The sequence below is a fragment of the Sulfitobacter sp. F26204 genome, from assembly GCF_026410305.1.
Classification (GTDB): Bacteria; Pseudomonadota; Alphaproteobacteria; order Rhodobacterales; family Rhodobacteraceae; genus Sulfitobacter.
In genome coordinates this window covers 167844-194356 of sequence record NZ_JAPMLQ010000002.1, presented here as the reverse complement: position 1 = coordinate 194356, position 26513 = coordinate 167844, and the positions used below count along the sequence as shown (strand labels likewise).

At 56.5% G+C, this 26513-nt stretch carries 29 protein-coding genes; 16 read left to right on the top strand and 13 right to left on the bottom strand.

What is annotated here, in order from left to right:
* The first annotated feature begins 89 nt into the window (after positions 1-89).
* Entirely contained in the window at positions 90-3449 is a 3360-nt protein-coding gene (gene carB, locus OS190_RS04850; RefSeq protein ID WP_267157541.1) for a carbamoyl-phosphate synthase large subunit, read from the top strand.
* 322 nt (positions 3450-3771) lie between these two features.
* Positions 3772-4896, top strand: coding sequence for a beta-ketoacyl-ACP synthase III (locus tag OS190_RS04845; RefSeq protein WP_267157540.1), 1125 nt, complete (start codon positions 3772-3774; stop codon positions 4894-4896).
* Here OS190_RS04845 and arsH read toward each other — a convergent pair whose 3' ends face one another.
* Both arsH and OS190_RS04835 read right to left on the bottom strand, forming a co-directional pair.
* Positions 4897-5589, bottom strand: coding sequence for an arsenical resistance protein ArsH (gene arsH, locus OS190_RS04840; RefSeq protein WP_416237381.1), 693 nt, complete (start codon positions 5587-5589; stop codon positions 4897-4899).
* A gap of 19 nt (positions 5590-5608) precedes the next feature.
* Positions 5609-6067: a hypothetical protein gene (locus OS190_RS04835; protein ID WP_267157538.1), complete on the bottom strand. Its 459-nt coding sequence runs from the start codon at positions 6065-6067 to the stop codon at positions 5609-5611.
* Positions 6068-6349: 282 nt separating this feature from the next.
* Between OS190_RS04835 and OS190_RS04830 the strand changes: the two genes are divergently transcribed.
* Positions 6350-6934, top strand: coding sequence for a thymidine kinase (locus OS190_RS04830; protein WP_267157537.1), 585 nt, complete (start codon positions 6350-6352; stop codon positions 6932-6934).
* Between the two features lie 92 nt (positions 6935-7026).
* Positions 7027-7575, top strand: coding sequence for a PAAR-like domain-containing protein (locus tag OS190_RS04825; protein WP_267157536.1), 549 nt, complete (start codon positions 7027-7029; stop codon positions 7573-7575).
* Positions 7576-7578: 3 nt separating this feature from the next.
* Here the strand turns inward: OS190_RS04825 and OS190_RS04820 are convergent, their stop codons facing one another.
* From OS190_RS04820 to OS190_RS04805, 4 genes are all read right to left on the bottom strand, one after another.
* Positions 7579-7929, bottom strand: coding sequence for a tRNA-binding protein (locus OS190_RS04820; protein ID WP_267157535.1), 351 nt, complete (start codon positions 7927-7929; stop codon positions 7579-7581).
* Entirely contained in the window at positions 7922-8737 is an 816-nt protein-coding gene (gene proC / locus OS190_RS04815; RefSeq protein WP_267158296.1) for a pyrroline-5-carboxylate reductase, read from the bottom strand. Before proC ends, OS190_RS04820 begins: the two co-directional genes overlap by 8 nt.
* A 30-nt stretch (positions 8738-8767) precedes the next feature.
* Positions 8768-9268 carry a type III secretion system chaperone family protein gene (locus tag OS190_RS04810; RefSeq protein ID WP_267157534.1) on the bottom strand — a complete coding sequence of 167 codons (501 nt, stop codon included), beginning with the start codon at positions 9266-9268 and terminating at the stop codon, positions 8768-8770.
* A 326-nt stretch (positions 9269-9594) separates the two neighbouring features.
* Positions 9595-9840 carry an accessory factor UbiK family protein gene (locus OS190_RS04805; protein ID WP_267157533.1) on the bottom strand — a complete coding sequence of 82 codons (246 nt, stop codon included), beginning with the start codon at positions 9838-9840 and terminating at the stop codon, positions 9595-9597.
* A 93-nt stretch (positions 9841-9933) separates the two neighbouring features.
* On the opposite strand from OS190_RS04805, the gene lgt reads away from it, so the two are divergent.
* The 5 genes from lgt (at position 9934) to OS190_RS04780 (ending at position 14204) form a co-directional block, all read left to right on the top strand.
* The gene (gene lgt / locus OS190_RS04800; protein ID WP_267157532.1) at positions 9934-10818 is read left to right on the top strand and encodes a prolipoprotein diacylglyceryl transferase; all 885 of its coding nucleotides are present in this window, start codon (positions 9934-9936) and stop codon (positions 10816-10818) included.
* Positions 10815-11876 (top strand): class I SAM-dependent methyltransferase, encoded by a 1062-nt coding sequence (locus OS190_RS04795; RefSeq protein ID WP_267157531.1) that lies wholly within the window; start codon positions 10815-10817, stop codon positions 11874-11876. Before lgt ends, OS190_RS04795 begins: the two co-directional genes overlap by 4 nt.
* Positions 11873-12628 carry a peptidoglycan editing factor PgeF gene (gene pgeF, locus OS190_RS04790; RefSeq protein ID WP_267157530.1) on the top strand — a complete coding sequence of 252 codons (756 nt, stop codon included), beginning with the start codon at positions 11873-11875 and terminating at the stop codon, positions 12626-12628. The genes OS190_RS04795 and pgeF overlap by 4 nt, the downstream gene beginning before the upstream one ends.
* A gap of 285 nt (positions 12629-12913) precedes the next feature.
* The gene (locus OS190_RS04785) at positions 12914-13057 is read left to right on the top strand and encodes a hypothetical protein (RefSeq protein WP_267157529.1); all 144 of its coding nucleotides are present in this window, start codon (positions 12914-12916) and stop codon (positions 13055-13057) included.
* Positions 13058-13418: 361 nt separating this feature from the next.
* Positions 13419-14204: a Hint domain-containing protein gene (locus OS190_RS04780; RefSeq protein WP_267157528.1), complete on the top strand. Its 786-nt coding sequence runs from the start codon at positions 13419-13421 to the stop codon at positions 14202-14204.
* A gap of 48 nt (positions 14205-14252) precedes the next feature.
* Here the strand turns inward: OS190_RS04780 and OS190_RS04775 are convergent, their stop codons facing one another.
* Complete coding sequence (locus OS190_RS04775; protein WP_267157527.1) at positions 14253-14753, bottom strand: Lrp/AsnC family transcriptional regulator; 501 nt, start codon at positions 14751-14753, stop codon at positions 14253-14255.
* A gap of 212 nt (positions 14754-14965) precedes the next feature.
* Between OS190_RS04775 and trxB the strand changes: the two genes are divergently transcribed.
* The 3 genes from trxB to OS190_RS04760 all read left to right on the top strand — a co-directional run bounded on the left by trxB (position 14966) and on the right by OS190_RS04760 (position 19540).
* Complete coding sequence (trxB, locus tag OS190_RS04770; protein ID WP_267157526.1) at positions 14966-15934, top strand: thioredoxin-disulfide reductase; 969 nt, start codon at positions 14966-14968, stop codon at positions 15932-15934.
* Positions 15935-16002: 68 nt separating this feature from the next.
* Positions 16003-17694 carry an adenylate/guanylate cyclase domain-containing protein gene (locus tag OS190_RS04765; protein ID WP_267157525.1) on the top strand — a complete coding sequence of 564 codons (1692 nt, stop codon included), beginning with the start codon at positions 16003-16005 and terminating at the stop codon, positions 17692-17694.
* Positions 17695-17824: 130 nt separating this feature from the next.
* Entirely contained in the window at positions 17825-19540 is a 1716-nt protein-coding gene (locus OS190_RS04760; protein ID WP_267157524.1) for a bifunctional sulfate adenylyltransferase/adenylylsulfate kinase, read from the top strand.
* Positions 19541-19600: 60 nt separating this feature from the next.
* On the opposite strand, the gene OS190_RS04755 is transcribed toward OS190_RS04760, so the two are convergent.
* The 3 genes from OS190_RS04755 to OS190_RS04745 all read right to left on the bottom strand — a co-directional run bounded on the left by OS190_RS04755 (position 19601) and on the right by OS190_RS04745 (position 21193).
* A complete protein-coding gene (locus OS190_RS04755; protein WP_267157523.1) occupies positions 19601-20476 on the bottom strand; it encodes a PhzF family phenazine biosynthesis protein in 876 nt (291 codons plus the stop codon).
* A gap of 80 nt (positions 20477-20556) precedes the next feature.
* Positions 20557-20775 carry a DUF1150 family protein gene (locus OS190_RS04750; RefSeq protein WP_267157522.1) on the bottom strand — a complete coding sequence of 73 codons (219 nt, stop codon included), beginning with the start codon at positions 20773-20775 and terminating at the stop codon, positions 20557-20559.
* Between the two features lie 4 nt (positions 20776-20779).
* Positions 20780-21193: an Hsp20 family protein gene (locus OS190_RS04745; RefSeq protein WP_267157521.1), complete on the bottom strand. Its 414-nt coding sequence runs from the start codon at positions 21191-21193 to the stop codon at positions 20780-20782.
* Positions 21194-21352: 159 nt separating this feature from the next.
* Here OS190_RS04745 and OS190_RS04740 point away from each other — a divergent pair, with 159 nt between their 5' ends.
* From OS190_RS04740 to OS190_RS04730, 3 genes are all read left to right on the top strand, one after another.
* Positions 21353-21577 carry a YdcH family protein gene (locus tag OS190_RS04740; protein WP_267157520.1) on the top strand — a complete coding sequence of 75 codons (225 nt, stop codon included), beginning with the start codon at positions 21353-21355 and terminating at the stop codon, positions 21575-21577.
* A gap of 87 nt (positions 21578-21664) precedes the next feature.
* A complete protein-coding gene (gene purE / locus OS190_RS04735) occupies positions 21665-22153 on the top strand; it encodes a 5-(carboxyamino)imidazole ribonucleotide mutase (protein WP_267157519.1) in 489 nt (162 codons plus the stop codon).
* Entirely contained in the window at positions 22146-23213 is a 1068-nt protein-coding gene (locus OS190_RS04730; protein ID WP_267157518.1) for a 5-(carboxyamino)imidazole ribonucleotide synthase, read from the top strand. Before purE ends, OS190_RS04730 begins: the two co-directional genes overlap by 8 nt.
* Here OS190_RS04730 and OS190_RS04725 read toward each other — a convergent pair.
* The gene (locus tag OS190_RS04725; RefSeq protein WP_267157517.1) at positions 23203-24345 is read right to left on the bottom strand and encodes an alpha-D-ribose 1-methylphosphonate 5-triphosphate diphosphatase; all 1143 of its coding nucleotides are present in this window, start codon (positions 24343-24345) and stop codon (positions 23203-23205) included. The two genes, OS190_RS04730 and OS190_RS04725, sit on opposite strands and share 11 nt — an antisense overlap.
* Positions 24332-25123: an alpha/beta hydrolase gene (locus OS190_RS04720; RefSeq protein WP_267157516.1), complete on the bottom strand. Its 792-nt coding sequence runs from the start codon at positions 25121-25123 to the stop codon at positions 24332-24334. Before OS190_RS04720 ends, OS190_RS04725 begins: the two co-directional genes overlap by 14 nt.
* A gap of 70 nt (positions 25124-25193) precedes the next feature.
* On the opposite strand from OS190_RS04720, the gene OS190_RS04715 reads away from it, so the two are divergent.
* A complete protein-coding gene (locus tag OS190_RS04715) occupies positions 25194-25646 on the top strand; it encodes an NUDIX domain-containing protein (RefSeq protein WP_267157515.1) in 453 nt (150 codons plus the stop codon).
* Here the strand turns inward: OS190_RS04715 and OS190_RS04710 are convergent.
* Positions 25612-26460: a DMT family transporter gene (locus OS190_RS04710; RefSeq protein WP_267157514.1), complete on the bottom strand. Its 849-nt coding sequence runs from the start codon at positions 26458-26460 to the stop codon at positions 25612-25614. The two genes, OS190_RS04715 and OS190_RS04710, sit on opposite strands and share 35 nt — an antisense overlap.
* Positions 26461-26513: the final 53 nt, after the last annotated feature.

Sequence of the window (26513 nt, the reverse complement as noted above, 5' to 3'; positions counted from 1 at the left end):
CGGGGTTTGGGGCAGAGCCCCAATCCACCCCTTGCACCCGAACGCCCCATCCTTATAACGCGGATAATTTGCATTCATGGGGGCCTACGATGCCAAAGCGTACCGACATCCAATCGATCATGATCATTGGCGCAGGCCCGATTGTCATCGGACAGGCTTGCGAGTTCGACTACTCCGGCGCTCAGGCCTGCAAAGCTCTGAAAGAAGAGGGCTACCGCGTCATTCTTGTCAACTCCAACCCCGCCACGATCATGACCGACCCCGGGCTTGCGGATGCAACCTATATTGAACCCATTACCCCTGAAATCGTTGCCAAGATCATCGAGAAAGAACGTCCCGATGCCTTGCTTCCGACGATGGGCGGGCAGACCGGCCTGAACACGTCTCTCGCCCTCGAGGAAATGGGGGTTCTGGCCAAGTTCAACGTCGAAATGATCGGGGCAAAGCGCGAAGCCATTGAAATGGCCGAAGACCGGAAACTGTTTCGCGACGCCATGGACCGGCTGGGCATCGAAAACCCCAAGGCCACCATCTGCACCGCCCCCATTGGGGCGGACGGCAAGAAAGACCTTGCCGCCGGTGTCGCACTCGCACTGGAATCGCTCGAAGAGATCGGGCTGCCTGCGATCATCCGTCCCGCCTTTACCATGGGCGGCACCGGGGGCGGCGTGGCCTATAATCGCGCGGATTACGAATTCTTCTGCCGCTCCGGCATGGATGCTTCTCCGGTTGGCCAGATCCTGATCGACGAATCCTTGCTGGGCTGGAAAGAATTCGAAATGGAAGTCGTGCGCGACAGTGCCGACAATGCCATCATCGTTTGCGCCATTGAAAACGTCGACCCGATGGGGGTGCATACGGGCGATTCCATCACCGTCGCGCCGGCGCTGACCCTGACCGACAAAGAATACCAGATCATGCGCAACCACTCCATCGCCGTACTGCGTGAAATCGGAGTGGAAACCGGCGGCTCCAACGTTCAATGGGCCGTAAACCCGGTGGATGGACGCATGGTCGTGATCGAGATGAACCCCCGTGTTTCGCGTTCCTCGGCCCTGGCATCCAAGGCGACAGGTTTCCCGATCGCCAAGATCGCCGCAAAACTCGCTGTCGGTTTCACCCTCGACGAACTTGACAACGACATCACCGGTGTCACCCCTGCCAGCTTTGAGCCGACCATCGACTATGTCGTCACCAAAATCCCGAAATTCGCTTTTGAGAAATTCCCCGGCTCCGAGCCCAATCTGACAACGGCGATGAAGTCAGTTGGCGAAGCCATGTCCGTTGGCCGCACCTTTCACGAATCTTTTCAAAAGGCACTCGCAAGCATGGAATCCGGTTTGACCGGATTTGACGAAATCGACATCAGCGGTTTCAACTTCGATGCACCCCAAGATGCGCCCGAGAACAAAGCCGCCGTCATCAAGGCCATTTCCAAACAAACGCCCGACCGTATCCTCAACATTGCCCAGGCGATGCGTCACGGCATGTCAAATGATGAAATTCATGCCCATACCATGTACGATCCCTGGTTCCTGGAACGCATCCGCGAAATCATCGACACCGAAGAAAACCTGCGGCAAACTGGACTTCCCACCGATGAGACCGGTCTGCGCCATCTCAAGATGATGGGCTTCACCGATGCCCGGCTGGGCAAACTCACCCAGCGGACAGAAGACGACATTCGCAGCGCACGCCATGGCCTTGGCGTAACTGCAGTCTTCAAACGCATCGACACCTGCGCCGCCGAATTCGAGGCCCAAACCCCCTATATGTATTCCACCTACGAAGCCCCGATGATGGGTGAGGTGGAATGCGAAGCGCGCCCCTCGAACCGCAAAAAGGTCGTTATCCTTGGCGGTGGCCCCAACCGTATCGGCCAGGGGATCGAATTTGACTATTGCTGTTGCCATGCCTGCTACGCGCTGACCGATGCGGGCTATGAAACCATCATGGTCAATTGCAACCCGGAAACCGTATCCACAGACTATGACACCTCCGACCGCCTCTATTTCGAACCGCTGACTTTTGAACACGTCATGGAGATTCTGCGCGTCGAACAAGAAAACGGTACATTGCACGGTGTCATCGTCCAGTTCGGCGGGCAGACCCCGCTCAAACTGGCCAATGCACTCGAACAGGCGGGCATACCGATTCTCGGCACATCCCCCGATGCCATCGACCTCGCCGAAGATCGTGAGCGTTTCCAGCAACTTGTCCAGCAACTCGGCCTCAAACAACCCCACAACGGCATCGCAAGCACCGACGCTCAAGCCCTTGAGATTGCCAAAGACATCGGCTTTCCACTTGTGATCCGCCCGTCCTATGTACTAGGCGGTCGCGCGATGGAAATCGTGCGCGATATGGCCTCGCTCGAACGCTATATCTCAAGCGCCGTTGTCGTTTCCGGCGACAGCCCGGTCCTGTTGGACAGCTATCTCTCTGGTGCTGTCGAACTGGATGTGGACGCGCTTTGCGATGGCAAGGATGTCCACGTTGCCGGCATCATGCAACATATCGAAGAAGCAGGCGTTCATTCTGGCGACTCTGCCTGTTCTTTGCCGCCTTATTCTCTCGACCAGAGCATCATTGACAAGGTCACAATACAAACCCGTGCCCTCGCTCTGGCGCTTAATGTCGTCGGTCTGATGAACATCCAGTTCGCCATCAAGGACGATGAAGTCTATCTGATCGAAGTAAACCCCCGCGCCTCGCGTACCGTGCCCTTTGTTGCAAAGGCGACCGACAGTGCAATTGCATCCATCGCCGCCCGCATCATGGCCGGTGAACCGCTCAGCAACTTCCCGCTACGTGCGCCCTACCCCGAACAATCCGCCTATTCCGACACGCTGCCTCTGGGCGACCCAATGACACTGGCCGACCCGAACATGCCTTGGTTCTCGGTGAAAGAGGCGGTCCTTCCCTTCGCCCGCTTTCCCGGCGTCGACACTCTGCTCGGCCCCGAAATGCGCTCCACCGGCGAAGTCATGGGCTGGGACCGTGATTTTCCTCGTGCCTTTCTCAAGGCGCAAATGGGCGCAGGCACAATGCTGCCACGGACGGGCACTGCCTTCATGTCCATCAAGGACATGGACAAGACCAAGGAAATGCTTGAGGCGGCGCATATTCTGCGCGAACAGGATTTCACCATCGTTGCGACGCGTGGCACGGCCAGCTGGCTCGCCTCTCACGACATTCCCTGCGAAACGGTGAACAAGGTCTATGAAGGCCGCCCTGACATCACCGATATGATGAAAGACGGTGCCGTGCATCTGGTTCTCAACACCACCGAAGGCACACAGGCGGTCGAAGACAGCAAATCCATCCGCTCTATCGCGCTGTTCGACAAGATCCCCTATTTTACAACCGCAGCAGGTGCCTACGCTGCCGCCCTGGCGATCAAGGCGCAGGCGGAGGATGAGATCGGGGTCAAGGCGTTGCAGGGGTAAATCGCAGTGGCGAAACACACCTGTCCATTACCGGGGCAAAGCCGTCCGGCAACACAGGGCCTCCCCGACGGCTGACACATCAAGTCTGTTTGACTGCGGGAAATTCCTTGAGGACTTGCATCTTGCCGTCAGAATTCCGGCACTTCCAAGGAATCTGATGGCGAGACACTTGAAAATAGTTAAACTTGCAAAAACCAGCCGAGGCACGCACGCTGTACCTCTCCTGCACGACGTGTGACACTTCACCGGTGCCACTCCTCCTGCCGGGTCATACCAAGCGACAAGGCCGGTGAGGATACTGTTAACGAGTAAGGGAAGCTCCATGTTCACACCCGCAATCACCGGTACTGGCGTCTTTACACCGCAAAACATCATTACCAACGCCGAATTGGTCAAGAGCTTCAATGCCTATGTCGACCTTTACAATACCAAGAATGCGGACGCGATTGCAGCAGGCGAACTTGCAGCCAAGGCCCATTCTTCCGAAGAATTCATTTTCAAGGCTAGCGGCATAAATCAGCGCCATGTCATTGATAAGACCGGCATCCTCGACCCAAACATCATGCATCCGCTGCTGCGCCAGCGTGACGACGACGAACCCGGTCTTATGGCTGAAATGGGGCTCGATGCTGCGCGAAAGGCGCTGGCACAGGCGGGCAAGACCGCCGCTGACGTTGACGCCGTGATCTGCGCCGCTTCCAATCTTGAACGGGCCTATCCCGCCGTCGCCATCGAAATCCAGCAATTGCTAGGGATCAATGGCTTCGCCTTTGACATGAACGTCGCTTGTTCCTCTGCCACCTTCGGCATACAGGCTGCGGCCGACATGATCCGCAGCGGTTCGATCCGGTCCGCACTCGTGGTCAATCCCGAAATCTGTTCGGCCCATCTGGAATGGCGAGACCGTGACTGTCACTTCATTTTCGGTGATGTCGCCACGGCCACGCTGCTCGAACGTGCCGAAGATACAAACGGCACCTATTTCGAAATCAAATCAACCCGTTGTGCCACGGAGTTCTCTAACAACATTCGCAACAACAACGGTTTCCTGCGCCGTTCCCGCCCTGATGGCGTGGCAGACCGGCGCGATATGCAATTCATGCAGAACGGCCGCAAAGTGTTCAAGGAAGTGCTGCCAATGGTCGCCGATCACATCGCAGGGCATATGCAGGACAACGGTGTTCAAGCTGACGATCTGAAACGGATTTGGCTGCATCAAGCCAACAAGTCCATGAACGATTTCATTGGCCGCAAGGTGCTGGGCCGGACGCCAGAACCGGACGAGCAACCCAACGTCCTGCAAGACTATGCCAATACCTCTTCCGCCGGATCCATCATCGCCTTTTCCAAATATTCCAAGGACTTCCAGGATGGCGATACCGGCCTTATCTGTTCCTTTGGTGCCGGCTATTCGGTGGGTTCCGTCATTCTCCAGAAACGCGGGTAATCACTTGGCGTTTTTCCGGGAAACGCGCTTGTGGACTTCCGCTGCACTTTCAACACGTTCTGAATATCGATCCACCAGATAGTCTTTTCGGCCACGTACCAACCATGTGAATTTGACCAATTCCTCCATCACATCAACGATACGTGCATAAAACGGCCCATCCGGCAGACGCCCCTGGTCATCAAACTCAAGCCAGGCTTTCGGAATGCTTGACTGGTTCGGGATCGTTACCATACGCATCCATCGGCCCAAAACCCGCATCTGATTGACCGCGTTAAACGATTGCGACCCGCCCGAAACCTGCATCACGGCAAGCGTCTTGCCCTGTGTTGGCCGGATCCCGCCTTGCAACGACAGCGGTAGCCAGTCGATTTGGCATTTCATGATGCCGGTCATCGCACCATGACGTTCCGGACTGGACCAGACCATGCCTTCGGACCAGACGACCAGTTCACGCAGTTCGGCCACTTTGGGGTGGTCCGGACCAACGCTATCAGGCAGGGGCAGGCCAGTTGGATCAAACAACCGGGTCTCACAGCCCAGATGCTCCAGGATGCGCGCGGATTCTTCGGCGGCCTTACGCGAATAGCTGTTCTCACGCAGGGACCCATACAGCAAAAGAATGCGCGGCTTGTGGCCCGGATCATCCAGCGATTTCAGTGCACCAATGTCGATTTCGGGAAGCTGATCAATCCGAAGCGACGGGACCGCCTTATGCACTTTCTTCCTCAAGGTTCAGCTTCATATCAACCAGTACCTGCTGCAGCAGCGTTGTTTCCTTTAACAAACGTTTCGCCTCGTTCACGCTGATCTTTCCGTCTTCCATCGATTCCTGATACTCGGCCATCAACATCGCGAATCGCTGGGCAAGGGCAATCACATCCGAATTCACGCCACCCTTGCGCCCCGAATTGCTGCGCCGGTCATCAAAGTTCAGGCCGATCCCCTTGAGTTCGGACAAGGCTGCCGTGACATGCGGATAGCTTGAAACCTGCTCAAGCTGGGCCACGGCATCGATAGGTATGAAACGGTCGGAGTGTTCTTCATTGTCTGAATAGTAGCGCCCTAAAGTCGCCTTCGACTTGCCGGTCACCCCGCAGGCAGGTTCAATGCCCACGTCTTTGACCAAGGCTTCAGTGTGTTTCTTCAAATAGCTGCCAATATTGGACATGTCTCGTTCCTCAAACGTCACTTCCCTCCCCCCGGCCGCACTTCAGGGGAAAGCCCTTTGGCTTTTCCCATTAATCGGTCGGGCGGTAAATGTCATTTAGAAATCATCCCGGCACGTTGACGGGACTTCATGAGTATCCCGGCTTACCAGTCGCGGAAAAAGTAGGTTCATGCACCCTCTTGCCAGGTCCGCTCCGCACAGCGCCCCGGTAACGAGTGGTGCATGGGCTGTTTTGCGGGCCACCCGCTTGATCGCGCCGCGTCATATGCGTAACAGGCGTGCATGGCAAAACTCTACTTCCATTACTCCACCATGAACGCAGGCAAATCCACTGTGCTTCTGCAAGCCGCGCACAATTACGTTGAACGCGGCATGACCCCATACTTGCTGACTGCACAGTTTGACGGACGCGCCGGTGAAGGGCGCATCGCCTCGCGTATCGGTATCGGCGAAGAGGCAGAAACCTATGCACCGGGCGAAGATCTGTTTGCAAAGTTGAAACAACGATTTGAAACTGGACCCTGCGCTTGTGTTTTTGTGGACGAAGCGCAATTTCTCGAAGCGGATCAGGTCTGGCAACTGGCCCGGGCTGTGGACGATCTGCATGTGCCGGTCATGTGTTTCGGACTGCGCGTTGATTTTCGCGGGCAACTGTTTCCCGGATCGGCCACCCTGCTTGCCCTGGCTGACGAAATGCGCGAGGTCCGCACGATCTGTCACTGCGGGAAAAAAGCCACCATGGTCGTGCGCATGGATTCAGGAGGCCACGCCCTGAAAGACGGGGCGCAGGTGCAGATTGGCGGCAATGAAACCTATGTTTCGTTGTGCCGGCGTCATTGGCGCGCGGCTGTGGGCGACGCCGGTTAACGCCCCTTCCTGCGCCTGTCTTGAACCACCAGATTTCTTTGCCTGAATGCGGCTTTCGCGATATGCTTTTCTCAGGTGACAAGGGGCACAGCATGGATATGGCACCGAAAAAACCGCAAAAGAGCAGACTGCACTTCCTGAAACCGCTTCAGGATGCGGTGATAAAATCCAAGGAAACCTCCGTCGACACCAAAGCGCTGGAGGGTGTGACCAAGGAAATGACCGTCGCCACGAAACAATTGGAAGCCGCGATGGTGAAATCCCACAAGGCATATCACAAGATGTTTACGGCGGTTCCCGATCCCAGTAAAACACCCTCTCCAACCAGTCCCGTGCCAATTCCCTATCCAACTTTCTCCAAACTTGACAAAGAGGCGAAGGGGGCGGTTAAGACCACGCAAAAGATTCATAAGAAACTGGAAAAGACCTATCGCAAGCTCGACAAGGTGATTGATCAGCAGATCAAGCTTCTCAAACCCGACGTGAAATCCTCAAACGGGGATGAAGCCGTCACGATGAAGGGGCTGGTCACCGCGAAACGCCTCGGCAAGCTCCATTTCACCAGTTGGTCTGCCGATGTCAAAGCCGAGGGCAAAAACGTGCATCGCTTTAGTGATCTTGCCCACAAGAACCTGTACTAACGGTCAATGCATGCGCCCGCCATCCGGGACGGAATGGTCCGGCGACAGCAGGACAATCGCCCCGGCATCGTCTGATGTGCCCAATACCAACACTTCCGACATGAACGGCCCGATCTGGCGTGGCGGGAAATTGACCACCGCCATGACCTGACGGCCAATCAGGGTTTCAGGCGTATAATGCACTGTGATCTGAGCTGATGTCTTGCGTTCGCCAATCTCAGGCCCGAAATCGATCCAGAGTTTTATCGCGGGTTTGCGCGCTTCGGGGAATGCTTCGGCACGCAACACGGTGCCAACGCGAATATCGACCTTCATAAAATCGTCGAATGTGATGTCGGAACCGGTTTCATCCATTGGCGAGTTCTCTCGAACGATTCGCTGCTGCCTTTACCGCACGGCCCAATAGGGCAGGAAAGCCTTGCTTCTGATCCATCAAAACCTCAAGCGCGGCCTGGGTTGTGCCATTGGGTGATGTTACATTCACCCGGAGTTGCGCAGGGGTTTCCTCGGCCTGCATTGCCAGGGCGCCCGCCCCCGCAACCGTTGCTTTGGCCAGTTGCAGCGCCAGCTCTGCTGGCAGTCCCTCAGCTTCACCAGCGGCTGCCATGGTTTCAATCATGTGAAAGACATAGGCAGGACCAGAACCGCTCACACCTGTTACGGCATCAATCTGCGTTTCGTCTGACAAACGCACAACCTGTCCAACCGCGCGCAACAACACCTCAGCCTCGTCCAGACCGCGCGCGCCCGCCGCATCATTCGCAACAATTGCCGTAATGCCCTGCGAAATCGCCGCAGGGGTATTCGGCATCGCCCGCACCACTGGCGTTTCTGTGCCAAGGGTCTTCTCGAAATAACCTATGGGAGTGCCTGCCGCGACGCTGACAAACAGCGTTTCACCATTGCCCATTTTCTGAAGGGTCGGCAGGGCATCTGCCATCATCTGCGGTTTCACCGCGACCAATACGATTGCCGGCGTATCGGGCAAATCGGCATTCACATGGACGCCCTGTGCCTGAACCCAGTCCGAAGGAAACGGATCAATCACCCAGACCGATGTCGCAGGCAACCCCCGCGCCAACCAGCCTTCCAGCATGGCCGATCCCATCTTGCCACAGCCCAAAAGCACAAGGCCATCTTTGGCGATACGACTGTCTTTCATCATCTTCCCCCTTTATCTTGAGGGGAAGTGTTACGCTCGCCCGTAGGCCTCTGCAATGGCGACCTGCAGCGCCTCCTTGGGCGACTGATCACCCCATATCTGCAGTTGCATCGCCGGATAGTAGCGCTCTGCCGAGGCCACGGCCGCCTTGATCATGGTGTCGATCTGATTGGCACTGGCATCCTGCCCCCCCGTACAGACAAGCCCATAGCGATAAACCATCAATTTCTGTTCGGCCCAATAGGTAAAGGCACCTGCCCAAATCTGATCGTTCACGCAGTTCAGTAATTCGTACAAACCGGGAAGTTTTTCGGCAGGTGGATCCATTTCAAATGTACAAATCAGGCGCAGGGTTTCGTCGAAGGGCGACCATGCCAAAGTGATCTGATAGGTTCGCCATTGTCCTTCAACCGCCATGGCGATCTGTTCATCGGAAATCCGGTCGAAATCCCAATCGTGATGCGCCGCCAGGTTTTCGACGATGTCGATGGGATGAATATCTTCTTCCAGGTACTGCTCGGTCAGGGCCATTTTGACACCTCTTTTATAATGTCCAAGATCGGGAAGGACCCTAAATTTGGACGCCTGCACAATAGACCGTGGGCACCCCGACGATCCATACCATATATGGTGGAGGCAAAGATCGCCTTCTGGCAACCCTTTTTCTGGGGATAACCACAATTCGTAGGGGATAACTGCAATATGTTGTGGATGAATGCGACAACTGTGCAACTTGCGAAAGGTCTGCAAGGCCGCTTTCGGCATGGATCGACATTCGCCCATCAAGGCAAAGGGCACCCTGTCAAATACGGGTGCCCTTTGATCATCTATATCGGCAGCGTGATAGAAGTGGCGTTTCAGCCCTTCTTTGCTTCCAAGACATCCAAACGCGCCTTGAGTGTTTCGTTTTCTTCGCGTGCCTTCTGGGCCATGCCACGCACCGCGTCGAATTCCTCGCGGGTCACAAAGTCGCGATCAGCCAGCCATCGGTCCATCATCCCTTTCAGGGCATTTTCAGCTTCACTTTTCGCCCCTTGGGCCACGCCCATTGCGTTGGTCATCATCTGGGACATGTCGTCAAAGAACTTGTTACGGGTCTGCATTTGGGCCTCCGGTTTGCACTTGAACTCTATATGGGGGCTAGGTCAGGATCAGGCAAGGTTGACTTCCCCCGGCAACCCGTCTCAATCACCGCCATGAACGCAATGCTCCCATTTCCCGACATCTCGCCCGAGATTTTCACAATCTCGATTTTCGGCACCGAATTTGCGCTGCGCTGGTATGCGCTGGCCTATATCGTGGGCATATTGCTGGGTTGGCGACTTGTTGTCGCTGCTGCACGTGCCCCGCGACTGTGGCGCAATGACCGCCCCGTCATGACCCCTGGCCAGATCGAAGACCTTTTGTTCTGGGTAATACTGGGCGTGATCCTTGGCGGACGGTTGGGATATGTGCTTTTTTATCAATTCAGCTATTATGTCGCCAACCCCCTGCGCATTTTGCAACTATGGGAAGGCGGCATGTCGTTTCACGGCGGTGCCATCGGTGTGATCCTGGCCGCGTTCTTCTATACCAAACGATATAAACTCAACACATTATCTGTCGGCGATCTTGTCGCGCTGGGGCTTGCGCCGGGGTTGTTTCTGGGACGTATCGCCAATTTCATCAACGCCGAACTCTGGGGCCGTCCGACAAACCTGCCGTGGGGCGTGGCCTTTCCCACACAAGCCGCGCAATATTGTCCCGAAGTTACAGGCGTCTGCGCCCGCCACCCCTCGCAATTATATGAGGCACTGCTCGAAGGGCTTGTGCTTGGCGGTATTCTGATCTGGATGGCATGGCGACGCGGTGCCTTCAAATCCGAAGGTCTGGTAATGGGTACATTCCTCGCAGGCTATGGCGCAGCGCGCTTCGCCGTCGAATTCGTACGCCAGCCCGACGCGCAGTTTGTCTCGGACGGGAATCCGCTCGGCCTGGCGCTGCAATCAGGCGGCTACGGCCTGACGATGGGCCAACTGCTTTGCCTGCCGATGATCCTGATCGGGGCCTTCTTTATTCTACGTGCCCGCAGAAACCCATGAGCCTGCGTGACCAGATCATTGCACGTATTCGCGCCCAGGGCCCGATGCGCATCGACGAATATATGGCCACCTGCCTGCTGCATCCAACCTTGGGCTATTACACAACCCGTGATCCTTTTGGCACCTCGGGCGATTTCGTCACAGCCCCCGAGATCAGCCAGATGTTTGGAGAACTGCTGGGCCTCTGCCTTGCGCAGACATGGCTGGATCAAGGAGCGCCCAAGCCCTTTACACTGGCCGAACTGGGCCCCGGCCGCGGTACATTGATGGCCGATGCGCTGCGGGCCTGTCGCCAGGTGCCGGGGTTTATCGAGGCCGCACAGGTCACTTTGATCGAGGCCTCCCCAACACTGCGCGAGGTGCAGCAAAAAACGCTGAAAAGCGTCGATGTCAGCTGGATCGACACAATTCAAGAACTCGCGGAACAGCCGCTCTTTCTGATCGCCAATGAATTCTTCGATGCGCTGCCCATCCGCCAGTTCCTGCGTGATGGCACGCAATGGCGCGAACGGCAGGTCGGATTGGACGCCGGGGGGCTGAGCTTTGGCCTGGCCCCGGCGCAACCGCAACCCGCCTTGGCATACCGACTCGCGGATACCCAAGACGGTGATCTGGTCGAAACCTGCGCTGCTGCAGCGCCGATCGTCGAAGAGATGGCCGCACGCATAACAGCCCAGGGCGGAACTGCGCTGATCATTGATTACGGTGGCTGGCACCTGATCGGCGACACGCTGCAAGCCCTGCGCGCTCACAAGAAAGTGTCGCCATTGGAGACCCCAGGCGACGCAGATCTGACAGCACATGTGGATTTTCAGGCGTTGGCAGAGGCCGCAAACGCTTGCACCCATACTCAACCAACAGCACAGGGGACTTTTCTTGAACGCCTCGGCATCACCCAACGGGCCCAAGTTCTTGCCTCCAATCTGACAGGGGCGGCCTTGGAATCCCATGTCGCCGCGCATAGGCGGTTGACGCACAGTGCGGAAATGGGAAATCTGTTTCAGGTAATGGCGCTGTACCCTCAGGGCGGTGCCCCCCCGCCCGGAGTGGACCCGTGACACTAGAGATACTCACCAGCAACAGCCTTGCCCCCATCCGCCACGGTTTCTTTACGCGACGCGGTGGTGCTTCTTCAGGTGTCTTTGCCGGGCTTAACTGTGGGCACGGCAGCAGCGACCAGACCGACATCGTACGCATAAACCGCGACCGCGTTGCACAGGCAATGGGCGTGAACCAGGATCATCTGGTCGGTGTTCATCAGATACATTCTGCAACAGTCATAAATGTCACCGAGCCCCTGACCGAAAAACCCCAGGCCGATGCACTTGTTACAAACAAGCCGGGCTTCGCCTTGTCGGTTCTTTCTGCGGATTGCCAGCCGGTTTTGTTCGCAGATCCCACCGCTGGCGTAATCGGTGCGGCCCATGCCGGCTGGCGCGGTGCGCTTGATGGTGTATTGGACGCCACGGTTGAGGCGATGGAGCAGCTTGGTGCAACACGTGACAATATTTCTGCCGTGATCGGCCCCTGCATCAGCCAGGCCGCCTATGAGGTTGGGCCTGAGTTCTTCGAAGACTTCATCGCAATGGAGCGCGGATTTGACCGGTTCTTCATCCAGGGGAACGGTGACCGGATGTTGTTTGATCTGCCGGGCTTCGGCCTTGCCCGTTTGCGCGCAGCAGGGGTGGGCAACGCCGAATGGACCCGTCATTGCACCTATGCCGACCCGGACCGATTCTATTCCTACCGCCGCACCACCCACGCAAAAGAGGCTGACTACGGGCGTCTCATTTCTGCGATCACCCTTTGAATTTGACACAAATGGGGCAAGCCCTGCCCCGCTCTAGCCCGATTTTCCACTTCGATTCTGGAAACAATCCGGAAATTTCAGCCTTATTGATGATCAGAATGTCTGCTTTGTCATAAAAACAAGGGGACATGACAAATGGGGCAAGCAGGTCACAAATCGGTACCGCAGCCGGTGATCTTTTTCCAAAAAAACCGAGCCTCGCCAAAAAGCGGCCCAATTGGCCCGTCATATTCATCCTCAAGCAAAGGGCAACCAAGCCCGCACATAAAACCGAGGAACAGAGTCATGAAAACGAACACACGCTTCATCAAAGGCATCGTCGCAGCCGCAGCCAAGGAAGACACCGTCATGCCATGGACACGCGGTGCCCGCCGTGCCGCATTCATCGCCAAACGCAATGACGACAAACAAGAGCGTAAATCAGCCTGACATCTGACCGGTAACAATTACGAAATTTGTTACCGCCTCTCGCAGGCCTTCCTATCAGCCTCTCCAAATCCTCCGTGGGGAAAACTCCCCCTGGTTCCACATTCAAGTCAAAGGCTTCGGCTGCGTTGATTCGCAACCGGAGCCTTTCTTTTGCGCCAATTGTGGCAAGTCAGGACCAAAATAAGGAAACAGAAAGGCAAAAGCGGCGCAAATTAGCTCCAAATTCGGCTCCAATGTTGTTCAAACTTTGACAATGGACCTCAATTCAGGCGATTTATGACTCATCGAAATGACAAACCGTTATTTCCGTGCTGTCGGTGGGGGCCGACACGGATGTGACCAACCTAACAAAGGTGATCGCATGACATTGACTGCTGCTTTGGGCCAACGCCCGTCCTCGAATGCTTCTGCCCTGCCTGGTTTTGCACCCTCCGCCCCTTCCGCCCGTGGCATCCTGCCTGCAACCAAAATGCCGACGCGCAGTTTTGAAGTTGCGGCGCTTCGTGCTGATGGCTCTCTCTACATCGGCCAGGACAAGGCACCCGCCATTCCCCTTTTCGAAAGTGCGTTTTCCGCGTTTGCACGGGGCACATTGATTGCCACGGTCCATGGGGATGTCGCGGTCGAAGACCTGCAACCCGGTGACATGATCAACACCTCGACGGGCGAACCTGCGAAATTGATCTGGGTTGGTTCCAGCAGCTTTGTGCCCGCCGACGCCGGACGGCGCATGCCTTTGATCCGTATCATGGCCGATACATTCGGTCAGGGTCGACCCAGTTCATTTCTGACGGTCGGTCCCGCCGCCCGTATCCTGCACACGCCGCATCACTTGCGGGCAGAGGCGGGTGAAAAACGGATGCTGACGCCTGTTCGCGAATTCCTGGATGGCGTCAACGTGATCGAAGTGGTCCCTCCAACCCCCGTTCGCCTGTTTCACATCTGTCTGGATCGTCATGCCGCAATCCGTGCCGGCGGTGTCGAGATGGAAACCTTCCATCCCGGTGCAAAGGCTACTCATAGCGTGTCACATTCCCTGCGGGACCGGTTCTTGGGCATGTTCCCACAGATCAGTCACATCACGGATTTTGGCCCGCTTGCGCATCCGCGTGCGCCTGAAATTCAGGCAACTGCCGACACGATGTAACCATGTTGCTCTGTTCACGCGCCTGACACATCCCCTCTGACGCATGCGTCAGGGGGCGACTTGCAACCGTTCTTCCAATACATCAAACGGCACGCCGGGTTCGTCTTTCGCACCCCGGATCACCAACGAGGTCTTGACGCTTTCCACATTCGGCGTTGTCAAAAGCGCACCGGTAAGGAAGCTCTGGAACGAGGACAGATCTGGCGCGACGCACTTCAGAATGAAATCCACCTCGCCATTCAGCATGTGGCACTCACGCACCAAGGGCCAGTTACGACACTTTTCCTCAAAAGCACTCAGATCAGCCTCCGCCTGACTGGCAAGGCCAACCATCGCAAAAACCTGTACTTCAAACCCCAATTCCCGTGCATCCACCTCTGCATGATAGCCAAGGATAAAGCCCTGTTCCTCAAGCGTGCGCACCCGGCGCAAACAAGGCGGCGCAGAAATACCAACACGTTTGGCCAACTCGACGTTCGTCATCCGTCCGTCTGCCTGAAGCTCAGCCAGAATTTTCCGGTCTATTGGATCAAGCCGCGTACCCGCCATCGAACACCCCTTTCAATTCGCGATTGTTATACCAGCGGCGCTAACAGGCGCAATAATGTATCGCAAGTGCGCAATTTTCTTTCTGAACACTCTTTTGCTGTTGCGTTCACGGCTTGATGAACGCTGCTCTGTAAGGGGTTTAAGAAGCCGCACAGCGCCGCTATATCGATCAAGTCGAAATAATTACGATACACAGTCTTCGGGGGTGCCAGATGGCCGACACACGCAAAACCAAGGTTCTGATTATCGGCTCCGGCCCTGCGGGATATACGGCCGGCGTCTATGCCAGCCGTGCCATGTTGAACCCGATTCTGGTTCAGGGCATCGAACCCGGCGGTCAATTGACCACCACGACCGAAGTCGAAAACTGGCCGGGAGATACAGAGGTGCAGGGGCCCGACCTGATGGTCCGTATGGAAGCACACGCCAAGGCCATGGGCACCGAGATCATCGGTGACATCATCACCGACCTGGATCTGTCTTCACGTCCCTTCCATGCCAAGGGCGACAGCGGCACGACATACATTGCCGACGCTGTGATCCTCGCGACCGGTGCCCGCGCCAAATGGTTGGGCCTCGAAACCGAAGAAAAATTCAAAGGCTTTGGCGTTTCGGCCTGCGCCACCTGCGACGGGTTCTTCTATCGTGGGCAGGAAATTGTCGTAATCGGCGGGGGCAATACCGCTGTTGAAGAGGCGCTGTTCCTGACCAACTTCGCCTCAAAGGTGACACTGATTCACCGGCGCGATGAATTGCGCGCCGAAAAGATCCTGATCGATCGCTTGATGAAGAACCCCAAAATTGAACCGTTGTGGTTCCACGAATTGACCGAGGTTTACGGCACCGACAGCCCATTGGGTGTCGAAGGCATCAAGGTCAAAAGCACCCAGACAGGCGATATTACAGACATTCCCTGCAAAGGCGTCTTTGTTGCCATAGGACACGCACCTGCCAACGAATTGGTCAAGGATACGCTGGAAACACATATGGGCGGCTATGTCGTCACCAAACCCGACAGCACCGAAACCTCGATTCCGGGTGTATTTGCCGCCGGTGATCTAACCGATCACAAATATCGCCAGGCGGTCACCAGTGCCGGGATGGGTTGCATGGCCGCACTTGAGGCGGAACGGTTCATCGCCGAAGTCGGGGCCGAAGTAGAAGTCCAGGCGGCCGAGTGATCCCGCAGCCGGGCGCTTGACGCAAGGGGCAGTGCCCCTCACAGTCAAGCGGCAGCAAGGGAGAGGAAATGAGTGATCTATGGCGCGGCACCTGGCCTGCACGTCTGCGCATTGCCAGCGGGCTGGTTCTGTTTACCTATGCACTAACGCATTTCCTGAACATCGGACTTGGCATGCTCTCGCCTGTCTGGATGGACGCAGCGCAAGACTGGCGTCAGATCGTGACCCGCAGCATCGCGGGGACCATCCTGCTTTACGGGGCCTTTTCGGTGCATATGGTACTTGCGCTGACCAAACTGGCCCAGCGCGGCACTTTGCGCATGCCGTTCTGGGAGGCGATGCAGATTGTATTGGGCATTACCATCCCGCTTTTGCTGGTGGCCCATCTGATCCATACCCGCACCGCCCATGAGATCCATGGCGTCAATGACGAAATGGGCTATATCATGCTGTTGTTGTACAACACCGCGGACGGCTGGAAACAAACCCTGCTGCTGTTGGTGGTCTGGGCACATGGCTGTACTGGTTTGCATTTCTGGTTGCGTAGCCAAGCATGGTGGCGTCGCGCCCTGCCTGTAATGATTGGACTTGCGACCTTGGTGCCGGCCTTTGCCTTGGCTGGCTTCCTGATCGAAGGACGGCGCGTCAGGGCACAATTCAGCGACCCGGTTCAACGCGAGTCGATGATCGAAAGGTTCAATTTTCCAGACCGGGAAACCTTTGCCGAACTTTACACGCTCACAGTGCAATTGCGCTGGGTTTTTGCCGCGGTTTTGGTGGCGATCGCAATCGTCTACCTGCTCAAATATATCCTTACGCGAAAACGCTCTGTCACAATCCGATATTCCAGCGGTCTGCAAATCAATGCACCCTGCGGTCTGACCCTGCTTGAAATGTCGCGTCTGCGTGGCATTCCCCATGCCTCGCTCTGCGGCGGGCGCGGACGATGCACAACATGTCGTGTGGTGATCGAAGACGGCCTCGAAGCCTTGCCCCCACCAAGTGAAGCCGAAGCTTCCAGCCTTGCTGCCGTTGGTGCAGAGCCCAACACAAGGCTGGCCTGTCAAATCAAACCGACTGCCCCCACAAGCGTTTTTCGTGTCTTTCAACCAGACGGGAAACGCAAACATCGCGGCCATGCAGTACAGGGCGAAGAAAAGGAACTCGCCTTGCTGTTCCTTGACATGCGCGGTTTTACGGCGCGAACAACAGGGCAATTGCCTTATGATGTCGTCTTCCTGCTGAACCGGTTTTTTGACGCCATCGTACCCGCAATAAATGCCCAGGGCGGCACGGTCGACAAATATCTAGGCGACGGGTTTCTTGCTGTCTTCGAAACCTCGGATACGGAAAGCTCGGCGCAGGCGGCCTTGCTGGCGATCGAAGGCATTGCAAAAGCGCTTGCCAGCTTCAACCGGACATTGGTCAGCGAAGGGCAAAGCCCCGTGGCGATTGGCATCGGGGCGCATCTGGGTGATGTGGTGCTTGGCGAAATCGGCGCGGCGGGCCAAGCACCGCGCACTTTGATCGGGGATACGGTCAATACGGCCTCGCGCATCGAAGGGGTCACCAAGGATCACAAGGTGCAGGCCTTGATCTCTGCACCACTGCTGCGCGCTGCGGGATATGAAGTCCCCGAGAATCAATTGAAGGCACTTGAATTGCGCGGGCTCACTACGCCCCTGATGGCGTGGCCCCTGCAAGAGGCCAGCAATCTGGCGACGCTTTTGGCGTCGTTTCGCCAAAACCAACCCGTGTAAAACCGACAAACCTGCATCTTCCAATATAATTTTTGCTACTTTCGCCCAAGCGCTGCTAGACTTTTGCCGTAATCTGACGGCATAGCGCGGGCAACCGGGTCTCCGGGCATGAGGTAAAACGAGAATAATTATGAGCATGTTGACAAATCTCGCTCCAATTCCGGAGCTATATGTATCCTACGACTCCGCGCAGAAGATGAAGGTAGAGGCGGCTGACCTGATCAGTCACGACCTGACTCCGCGCCAGATTTGTGATTTGGAACTGTTGATGAACGGTGGTTTCAACCCGCTCAAGGGTTTCATGAGCGAAGCGGATTACAATAGCGTTGTCGATAACATGCGCATGGCGGATGGCACGCTCTGGCCCATGCCAATCAATCTGGATGTCACCGAAGATTTCGCAGCCAAGCTTGAAATCGGCCAAGACATCGCCCTGCGGGATCAGGAAGGTGTGATCCTCGCAACAATGACCGTCACCGACCGCTGGACGCCAGACAAGTCGCATGAAGCAACCAAGGTGTTTGGTGCCGATGACACCGCTCACCCCGCAGTGAACTATCTGCACCACACCGCCGGCGACGTCTATCTCGGCGGTCCCGTGACAGGCATTCAGCAGCCAGTGCATTATGACTTCCGTGCCCGCCGCGACACGCCGAACGAACTACGCGCCTATTTCCGCAAGGTAGGCTGGCGCAAGGTTGTGGCCTTCCAGACCCGCAATCCCTTGCACCGCGCTCATCAGGAACTGACGTTCCGTGCCGCGCGCGAAGCACAGGCCAACCTCTTGATTCACCCCGTTGTCGGCATGACCAAGCCCGGCGATGTGGATCATTTCACTCGCGTACGCTGTTACGAGGCTGTGCTGGACCAGTATCCCGCCGCGACCACGTCAATGTCATTGCTCAATCTTGCCATGCGCATGGCCGGCCCTCGCGAGGCGGTTTGGCATGGGCTGATCCGCAAGAACCACGGCTGCACCCATTTCATTGTCGGCCGTGACCACGCAGGCCCCGGCAAGAACTCTGCCGGTGAAGATTTCTATGGCCCCTATGATGCGCAGGATCTGTTTCGCACCCATCAAGAGGAAATGGGCATCGAAATGGTCGATTTCAAACACATGGTCTATGTACAGGAACGCGCCCAATACGAACCCGCAGATGAGATTCACGACAAGGATGATGTCACGATCCTGAACATCTCCGGCACCGAATTGCGCCGTCGCTTGCAGGAAGGTTTGGAAATCCCTGAATGGTTCTCATTCCCCGAGGTGGTGCAGGAACTGCGCCGCACGCGCCCACCGCGCAACAAGCAGGGCTTTACCGTGTTCTTCACCGGTTTCTCCGGCTCCGGGAAATCCACCATTGCGAATGCTCTGATGGTCAAGCTGATGGAAATGGGGGGGCGTCCTGTGACGCTGCTGGACGGCGACATCGTGCGCAAGAACCTGTCCTCCGAACTGGGCTTCAGCAAGGAACACCGCGACCTCAACATCCGGCGTATCGGCTATGTCGCGAGTGAGATCACCAAGAACGGCGGCATCGCCATCTGCGCACCCATCGCCCCCTATGCCACCACCCGCCGTGCGGTGCGTGAAGATGTGGAAAATTTTGGGGCATTTGTCGAAATCCATGTCGCGACCAGCATCGAAGAATGCGAACGCCGCGACCGCAAGGGACTCTACAAACTGGCGCGCGAAGGCAAGATCAAGGAATTTACAGGGATCTCAGATCCTTACGATGTGCCGGAAAACCCTGAATTGCGCGTCGAGACCGAAAATGTGGATGTGGACAACTGCGCCCATCAGGTGCTCTTGAAGCTGGAAAGCATGGGTCTGATTTCAGGATAACTCCTGTCATTGATCAACAGTTCGAATCAAGCGCGGCCTTTTCATCAGGCCGCGCTTTTTTCATCTTGGCAGAAACGCTGTCCCAGACATCACCACCACGCCGCGCCCTGTCACCTTGACGCCAGAGATGGCCTCGCGTGGTCCCAATACCTCGACCCGTGCCTGACCGGGGCGGCCCATGCCATGCCCCTGTTCCGCAATATACTTCGGCGAATCCAGCAATCCCTGTGCCCAAAGATAGGATGCCGCCGCCCCCGTGGCAGATCCGGTGTAGGGGTCTTCTGGTGCACTGGGCGGTGCCAAAAGCAAACGCGCATAGGTATCGCCCTTGGCGCTCGCTCCCTGGAGCGTGATCCAATACGGCTCCATCACGTCAGTAGAGGGCAGGCCAAGCTCTGTGCAATAGGCCGCGAAAGCCGTCGCATCCAGGCGCAAAGCCTCTATCGCGGCACGATCCTTGAGAACGGTGATACAAAACGGCAATCCTGTCGAAACGATCTGCGGCGGTGCGATGATCAGATCGCGCGAAATTCCTCCCACCGCTGCTACGATTTCTGCAGGCACGTTCTGACCGAACTCCGGCGCCTGCTGTGTCATAGTGATGTCATCTCCTGCCACCTCCACCGCAACAATACCCGCCCCGGTTTCCAGCGTAAGCGGCCCGTCGCCAATCTTGCCCCGATGTTTGAGCGCCGCCACCGTCGCAATGGTCGGATGCCCGGCAAAGGGGATTTCACGACTGGCAAGATAATATTTCACCCTGAGATCAGCGACCTTGGACGGACCGGTAAAAGTGCATTCAACCAATGACGTTTCGCGTACATAAGCGAGACAGGTGTCATCGGACAAAACCGCCCCGTCATGCACGACCGAACATCCGTTCCCGCCAAAAGGTTTGTCCGTAAATGCATCCACCCAATCAAATTCAAACGTCATAATCTCATCTCTTGCCATGAAAAAGGGTCGCACCACGTGCGACCACTCCAACTTTAGTCAACTGTCCGCCAGGCGCCAGATCAATGCACCATCACGGGCGCATAATCATGTTCGCGCGCCAAAAGGAACGCCAGTTTTCGATCGCCAACAAGGGCAAGCTGCTGTCCCTGGGAATCATGAACAGCATATAGCTGTTCAAGCCCTGCTGCCTGATCGCGCACTTCGCGTGGCAGATCTATAACAGCAATTGTTTTGACATAGACGGTGCGGTCTGTTGAACGTGCCTCGGTATTTTCCATCGCCTTATCCCTTCTTGATCTTGATCGTTTGCACAACTGTTTCCGGTTTGGCGCGGGTCAGGTCCACATGAAGCAGACCATTTTCCATCTGCGCCTCACCCACTTCCACGCCATCAGCCAGGACAAATGAACGTTGGAACTGTCGCGCAGCGATGCCGCGGTGCAAGAAAATACGGCCCTGAGTTTCTTCGGCCTGTCGCCCCCGGATAACCAACTGCCGATCTTCGACAGTGATCGCAAGGTCTTCTTCGGCGAAGCCGGCAACCGCCAGTGTGATGCGATAACTGAAATCGCAGGTTTGTTCGATGTTGAAGGGTGGGTATCCTTCATTGCCGGATTTTGCGCTGCGTTCCAGCACCCGCTCCAGCTGTTCAAATCCCAACATATGGGGATAAGATGCTATCGTCATTTTCGTCATGCGACACGTCCTTATATTCTCAAGCGACAGTCATGTGCGGCCCCGTTCGTGGCAACCGTTGATATGAATATGGGCACAGCCAGCGCCGTGCACAAGGGCTATGCGCAAGCAAGGTGAACACCTATATTACAAGTTCAATATCAATGGAATCATCAAGATATGAATGCGCCCACCGATCTTTCGATGAAAACGGATGACGTTTTGCGTGTCGAACTTGAGGTTTTTCGCCGCGAGCACCGTGATCTGGACGAGGCGATTACCGCCCTGACAGAGCGCACCACCGCCGACCAGCTCACTTTGCAGCGTTTGAAAAAACGCAAACTGCGGCTAAAAGACCTGATCTCCATGATCGAAGACCGGCTCACCCCAGACATCATCGCCTGAGGTCAATCCAACACAGCATTGCATTGCCCCCCGACGCAGTCTGGCTATAGTGCCCGCTCAATTCCGCAGATCAAAGGCGTATTTCACATGACCACACCTCCCGTAGGCATCATCATGGGCTCGCAATCCGATTGGGCCACGATGCGTGAGGCCGCAGACGTCCTTGATGAACTCAACATTTCCTACGAGACACGCATCGTTTCAGCCCATCGCACGCCGGATCGTTTGTGGGAATACGGGAAAACATCTGTGGATCGAGGTTTGCAAGTGATCATTGCAGGTGCGGGCGGTGCGGCACATTTACCCGGCATGATGGCGTCCAAAACCCGCATTCCGGTGATCGGTGTGCCGGTACAGACCAAAGCATTGTCAGGGGTTGATAGCCTTTATTCCATTTTGCAAATGCCAAAGGGTTTTCCGGTGGCAACAATGGCCATCGGTGCCCCGGGCGCGGCAAATGCAGGCCTGATGGCCGCGTCCATCTTGGCATTGCGGGATGCAAATGTTGCTGACAGGCTCGACAAGTGGCGCGCCGCACTCAGTGCCTCGATTCCCGAGGAGCCGGCAGATGACTGAACCACTTGTTCCGGGCAGCACGATCGGCATTCTAGGCGGCGGCCAACTGGGCCGTATGTTGTCTGTTGCCGCTGCGCGATTGGGGTTCAAGACACATATTTTCGAACCCGGTGCCCATCCGCCTGCCGCTCATGTTGCAGATGCTGTAACAATGGCCCCTTATGAAGATGCAAATGCCCTGCGCGCTTTTGCCAGCGCTTGTGAAGTGGTGACCTTCGAATTCGAAAATGTCCCTACCGCCGCCCTTGACCTGATCGAATCGTTGGTCCCGATCCGCCCCGGACGCGAAGCGCTGCGTATCTCCCAGGATCGCCTTACAGAAAAGGAGTTCCTGCGAAACCTCGGGCTGACGGTGGCCCCCTTTGCGGATGTCCCCGACGCCGCAGCAATGACACAAGCCGTGACCGAGATTGGAACCCCTTCCATCCTGAAAACTCGCCGGTTTGGCTATGACGGCAAGGGACAGGCACGATTAAGCGCCCCCGAAAATGCCGAATCTGCATTTGCAGATATGAAGGGCGCGCCCGCCGTGCTTGAAGGATTTGTCGATTTTTCACACGAGGTTTCCATCATCGGTGCACGTAGCCCATCCGGGGAGGTCGCCTGTTTTGATCCCGGTGAAAATGTCCACCGCGATGGCATCTTGCGCACCACGACCGTCCCTGCAGCCCTCAGCAGCAGTCAGCGCACGGATGCCGTATTGATCGCGGCCAAGATATTGAACGCACTGGATTATGTCGGCGTGATGGGCGTGGAACTCTTTGTCACGCCACAGGGATTTATCGTCAATGAAATCGCCCCGCGTGTGCATAACTCAGGCCATTGGACACAAAACGGCTGCACGGTGGATCAGTTTGAACAACACATTCGTGCAATCACCGGCTGGCCCCTCGGAGATGGATCACGCTACGCAGATGTGGTGATGGAAAACCTGATTGGCGCGGACATGGACCGCATTCCGGCACTTGCCCGTGAAAAGGACACCGCCCTGCATCTCTACGGCAAGGCTGAAACCAAGGCAGGTCGCAAAATGGGCCATGTGAACCGCATCATGCGATAAATCGCTCCGCGATGGCACCGTTCATATAGGATACCCGGCCCTGGGCAAAGGTCGCGGCAACGCGCCGCGTCAGCGCATCAAGAACGACAAAATCCGCGCGTTTGCCCGTGGTCAGGCTGCCCCGGTCCGACAATCCCAAAACCGCTGCAGGCCCCGACGAAATCAGCGCCCATGCACCAGCAAGATCGAATATACCTGCATCCGCCAGCATTAACGCCGCCCGCCGGGGCGAGGGGTAATGATAATCTGATGCCAATGCATCACAATACCCCATGACCAGAAGATCAACCGCCGACAGGTTGCCATTGTGCGATCCGCCCCGCACCACATTGGGTGCCCCCATCAGCACGGGATCACCCGCAGCATGCGCTGCCTCTGCCGCTTCCAAGGTTTCAGGAAATTCGGCCACCTGCACCCCGCGCGCGCGCCAGATCGCGCGGTCTTCGGCCGTTGCATCATCATGGCTTCCCATACGAACACCTGCAGTCGCCAAACGCGGGCAAAGCATGTCCAGCGCAGCAGGGACTTCCGCGCTCAGACCGTGTAACTCCTTCATGTAGGCATGGTGTTTTTCCGGGCTGCGCCGCGCCTTGAGCGCCTGACCATTCAACCGGCGCGGCAACTTTCCCGCGTCCAACCGGTCATGTGGAAGGTGGTCATTGAACACCATATAGCTGATGCCCCAGTCAGTCAGCCTTTGCGGAAGATCGTCGTACAACTCAAGCAGATGGGTCTCGAACCTGAGCTGGGCCTGCAAATCCGTCACCAATGCCTGTTTTGCATCGCGAATGGTAGCAAAGACACGCTCGGCAAACTCCAGCCCACGCATCCCTCCTTCCCAACTGACAAACTGCGCAAGAACAGCCGTGGTAATCCCGTTTGCCGCAAGCTCGGCCTCACAGGCGATCAAGCCCGCGTCGAGCTGTTTCATCGCGCCGCGCCGCTGTGCAAGATGACGTTCAAACCCGTCGCCATGCAGATCAACAATCCCCGGCAACACAAGATAACCCGTCAGATCAACCGCACGTCCTACCGGCGCATCAACAATCAGCCCTTCCGCAAAAGACAAGGGCGTCTGGCTAAGGCCGTCGGGATACAGAACACGCGCTCCCGTCAAATCAAGGTTTGGCATTCCCCTCCTCCGAGCCGGTAATGCACTCCCCTTCAGAGCAACCCACCGCTTCCAATACCCCTTCGAACCAGGTGATGCTCTGGTCAAATGCTCCGGTGCGCATAAACTCCATCGTTTGCGCAATCACCCTGGGGCTGTTCATCATGAAGGTATGGGTCACAGGCAATACGATGTGATCTTTCATGCCAGCGACGCGAGTTGAAGCGACGGAAACCTTGCCGTCATCAGGGCCGGGCAACAAGGTCGAAAAATAGGGATTCAGGGATTGCGATCCGGCGATCACCCCAAGGTCAAAGGTTACAGGCGGAAGTTTTCTCGGCAAAGACTCTGGTCCCGTGCCCATCTGCCGACCTGCCGGACCATTGATCCAGTCGAATGCAGCAATATCGCCCAGTTCATCCACCACTTCACTGCCCTGATTTGGTGGTCCCAACATTACAACCCGTCCAACGCGTGCGTTGCCTTCTTGGGCCACCCATTGCCGCACCAAGATTCCGCCCATGGAATGGGTCACGAAATCTACCTTCGGTGTGCCACAGGCGGCGACAGCATCCGGTACCGTCTGTCGGGTGAGCACCTCGATCGGTGCTTCGGTTGAAGGGTAACCGGGTCTCACGATCCGGTAGCCTTCGGTTTCAAGCGCAGCTTCCATCAGCGCAAAAGAGGACTCAGTGCGTGCCAACCCGTGTAACAAAACGACACATCGCGCCTGTGCAGAACTGTTCTGGCAAGCACTCAGGCCAATAACGGCAAAAAGGAGAAACAATTGGCGGGTCATAGCCGATCAGATAAACTGAATTCATCCGCTGGGAAATGCCAGTCGTACATCTTTTGCAGAAAGGGCCGGGATGCGCCCAAATTCTCCTCGATTGGCTGTTCGTGGCCTCATCTTGCATGAGGCGCGCTTGCTGATGGTAAATGCCTACCCCAATGGGCAGAGTGACCTGCTTTGTGCACCCGGAGGAGGGGTTGAACCGGGTTCATCCCTGCCCGACAACCTGTGCCGTGAGGTTTTTGAAGAAACCGGACTGCATGTTACTGTGGGAGACCCTTGTTTGGTAAACGAATTTCACGACCCCGCCAGCAGGTTTCATCAAGTGGATGTCTACTTTCGTTGCACCTTGAAGGGTACCGCCAGCATTGACCCCAATTGGCGGGATGTCGAAAGAATCGTGAACGAATGGCATTGGCTGACACAAGCCGAGCTGGCAACGCGGCGCTACAAACCCGACAGTCTGCTTCAGGTTGCCTTTGGCGATCCTGGTCTCAGCTACGATCCCCTCGAACCGCTTGTCCGGTAACGGCAAAGCCAATGCCCCCGACCACCAGAAATGTCGCGACAATGACAACCGCCCCAATGGTTTCACCCAATAATGCGGCCCCCGCAAGGATTGCAATCACTGGCACGCTGAGCTGTACAGTGGCCGCCGTGGCACTTTCGAGTTTTGGCAGCACCGCATACCAAAGTGCATAGCCAAGCCCGGAAGTCAGCCCCCCGCAGATGATTCCCAACGCCAGCCCTGTCGCGCTGAAGGTCGGCCCGGTCCCTGCAAGCAAAATCAGAAGGATGGGCACACAAAGCAGGAAATTTGCACCGGTTGATGCCAGCGGATCTTTGGCGCTTCGACCTAGAATGCTATATGCGGCCCAGCCTAGTCCGGCAATAATCATCAAGATTGCGCCGACCGGATCTGCGGCCCCGCCAGGCCCGGGCCAAAGCGCGATCAGCAGTCCGCAAAAGGCAACCGCCCCCCCCGCCAATTGTCGTTGCGTCGGGGCTGTCCCACGCAACGCGCCATCTGCGAACATGGTAATCTGTACAACACCAAAAAGAATGAGGGCCCCCAACCCCGCATCGAGCGTGAGATAAGCAAGTGAAAATCCCACCAAATAGGCAGCAAGGCTCAAAGCTCCCGAAATCCGGTCACGACGCAACAGCGGAAGACCGCCACCGCGCAGGGAAACAACCATACCAAGGACCAGCGCGCCTGATACCACACGCACAACAGCAAAACCCGAAGGGTCAATAAATCCACCCTCTATCGCCATTCGTGTCAGGATCGAATTTGCCGCAAAGGCAATCATGGTAAAGAGGATTCCAAAAACGAGGCGCATACATAGGCATAGCTGTTCATATCCACCGCGCCAAGCGAAAGGGGGCAGCCTAG

Coding starts and splice junctions, on each gene's coding strand:
- carB (WP_267157541.1), top strand. CDS start 90: ATGCCAAAGCGTACCGACATCCAATCGATCATGATCATTGGCGCAGGC.
- OS190_RS04845 (WP_267157540.1), top strand. CDS start 3,772: ATGTTCACACCCGCAATCACCGGTACTGGCGTCTTTACACCGCAAAAC.
- OS190_RS04835 (WP_267157538.1), bottom strand. CDS start 6,067: ATGTCCAATATTGGCAGCTATTTGAAGAAACACACTGAAGCCTTGGTC.
- OS190_RS04830 (WP_267157537.1), top strand. CDS start 6,350: ATGGCAAAACTCTACTTCCATTACTCCACCATGAACGCAGGCAAATCC.
- OS190_RS04825 (WP_267157536.1), top strand. CDS start 7,027: ATGGATATGGCACCGAAAAAACCGCAAAAGAGCAGACTGCACTTCCTG.
- OS190_RS04820 (WP_267157535.1), bottom strand. CDS start 7,929: ATGGATGAAACCGGTTCCGACATCACATTCGACGATTTTATGAAGGTC.
- proC (WP_267158296.1), bottom strand. CDS start 8,737: ATGAAAGACAGTCGTATCGCCAAAGATGGCCTTGTGCTTTTGGGCTGT.
- OS190_RS04810 (WP_267157534.1), bottom strand. CDS start 9,268: ATGGCCCTGACCGAGCAGTACCTGGAAGAAGATATTCATCCCATCGAC.
- OS190_RS04805 (WP_267157533.1), bottom strand. CDS start 9,840: ATGCAGACCCGTAACAAGTTCTTTGACGACATGTCCCAGATGATGACC.
- lgt (WP_267157532.1), top strand. CDS start 9,934: ATGAACGCAATGCTCCCATTTCCCGACATCTCGCCCGAGATTTTCACA.
- OS190_RS04795 (WP_267157531.1), top strand. CDS start 10,815: ATGAGCCTGCGTGACCAGATCATTGCACGTATTCGCGCCCAGGGCCCG.
- OS190_RS04785 (WP_267157529.1), top strand. CDS start 12,914: ATGAAAACGAACACACGCTTCATCAAAGGCATCGTCGCAGCCGCAGCC.
- OS190_RS04780 (WP_267157528.1), top strand. CDS start 13,419: ATGACATTGACTGCTGCTTTGGGCCAACGCCCGTCCTCGAATGCTTCT.
- OS190_RS04775 (WP_267157527.1), bottom strand. CDS start 14,753: ATGGCGGGTACGCGGCTTGATCCAATAGACCGGAAAATTCTGGCTGAG.
- trxB (WP_267157526.1), top strand. CDS start 14,966: ATGGCCGACACACGCAAAACCAAGGTTCTGATTATCGGCTCCGGCCCT.
- OS190_RS04765 (WP_267157525.1), top strand. CDS start 16,003: ATGAGTGATCTATGGCGCGGCACCTGGCCTGCACGTCTGCGCATTGCC.
- OS190_RS04760 (WP_267157524.1), top strand. CDS start 17,825: ATGAGCATGTTGACAAATCTCGCTCCAATTCCGGAGCTATATGTATCC.
- OS190_RS04755 (WP_267157523.1), bottom strand. CDS start 20,476: ATGACGTTTGAATTTGATTGGGTGGATGCATTTACGGACAAACCTTTT.
- OS190_RS04750 (WP_267157522.1), bottom strand. CDS start 20,775: ATGGAAAATACCGAGGCACGTTCAACAGACCGCACCGTCTATGTCAAA.
- OS190_RS04745 (WP_267157521.1), bottom strand. CDS start 21,193: ATGACGAAAATGACGATAGCATCTTATCCCCATATGTTGGGATTTGAA.
- OS190_RS04740 (WP_267157520.1), top strand. CDS start 21,353: ATGAATGCGCCCACCGATCTTTCGATGAAAACGGATGACGTTTTGCGT.
- purE (WP_267157519.1), top strand. CDS start 21,665: ATGACCACACCTCCCGTAGGCATCATCATGGGCTCGCAATCCGATTGG.
- OS190_RS04730 (WP_267157518.1), top strand. CDS start 22,146: ATGACTGAACCACTTGTTCCGGGCAGCACGATCGGCATTCTAGGCGGC.
- OS190_RS04725 (WP_267157517.1), bottom strand. CDS start 24,345: ATGCCAAACCTTGATTTGACGGGAGCGCGTGTTCTGTATCCCGACGGC.
- OS190_RS04720 (WP_267157516.1), bottom strand. CDS start 25,123: ATGACCCGCCAATTGTTTCTCCTTTTTGCCGTTATTGGCCTGAGTGCT.
- OS190_RS04715 (WP_267157515.1), top strand. CDS start 25,194: ATGCGCCCAAATTCTCCTCGATTGGCTGTTCGTGGCCTCATCTTGCAT.
- OS190_RS04710 (WP_267157514.1), bottom strand. CDS start 26,460: ATGCGCCTCGTTTTTGGAATCCTCTTTACCATGATTGCCTTTGCGGCA.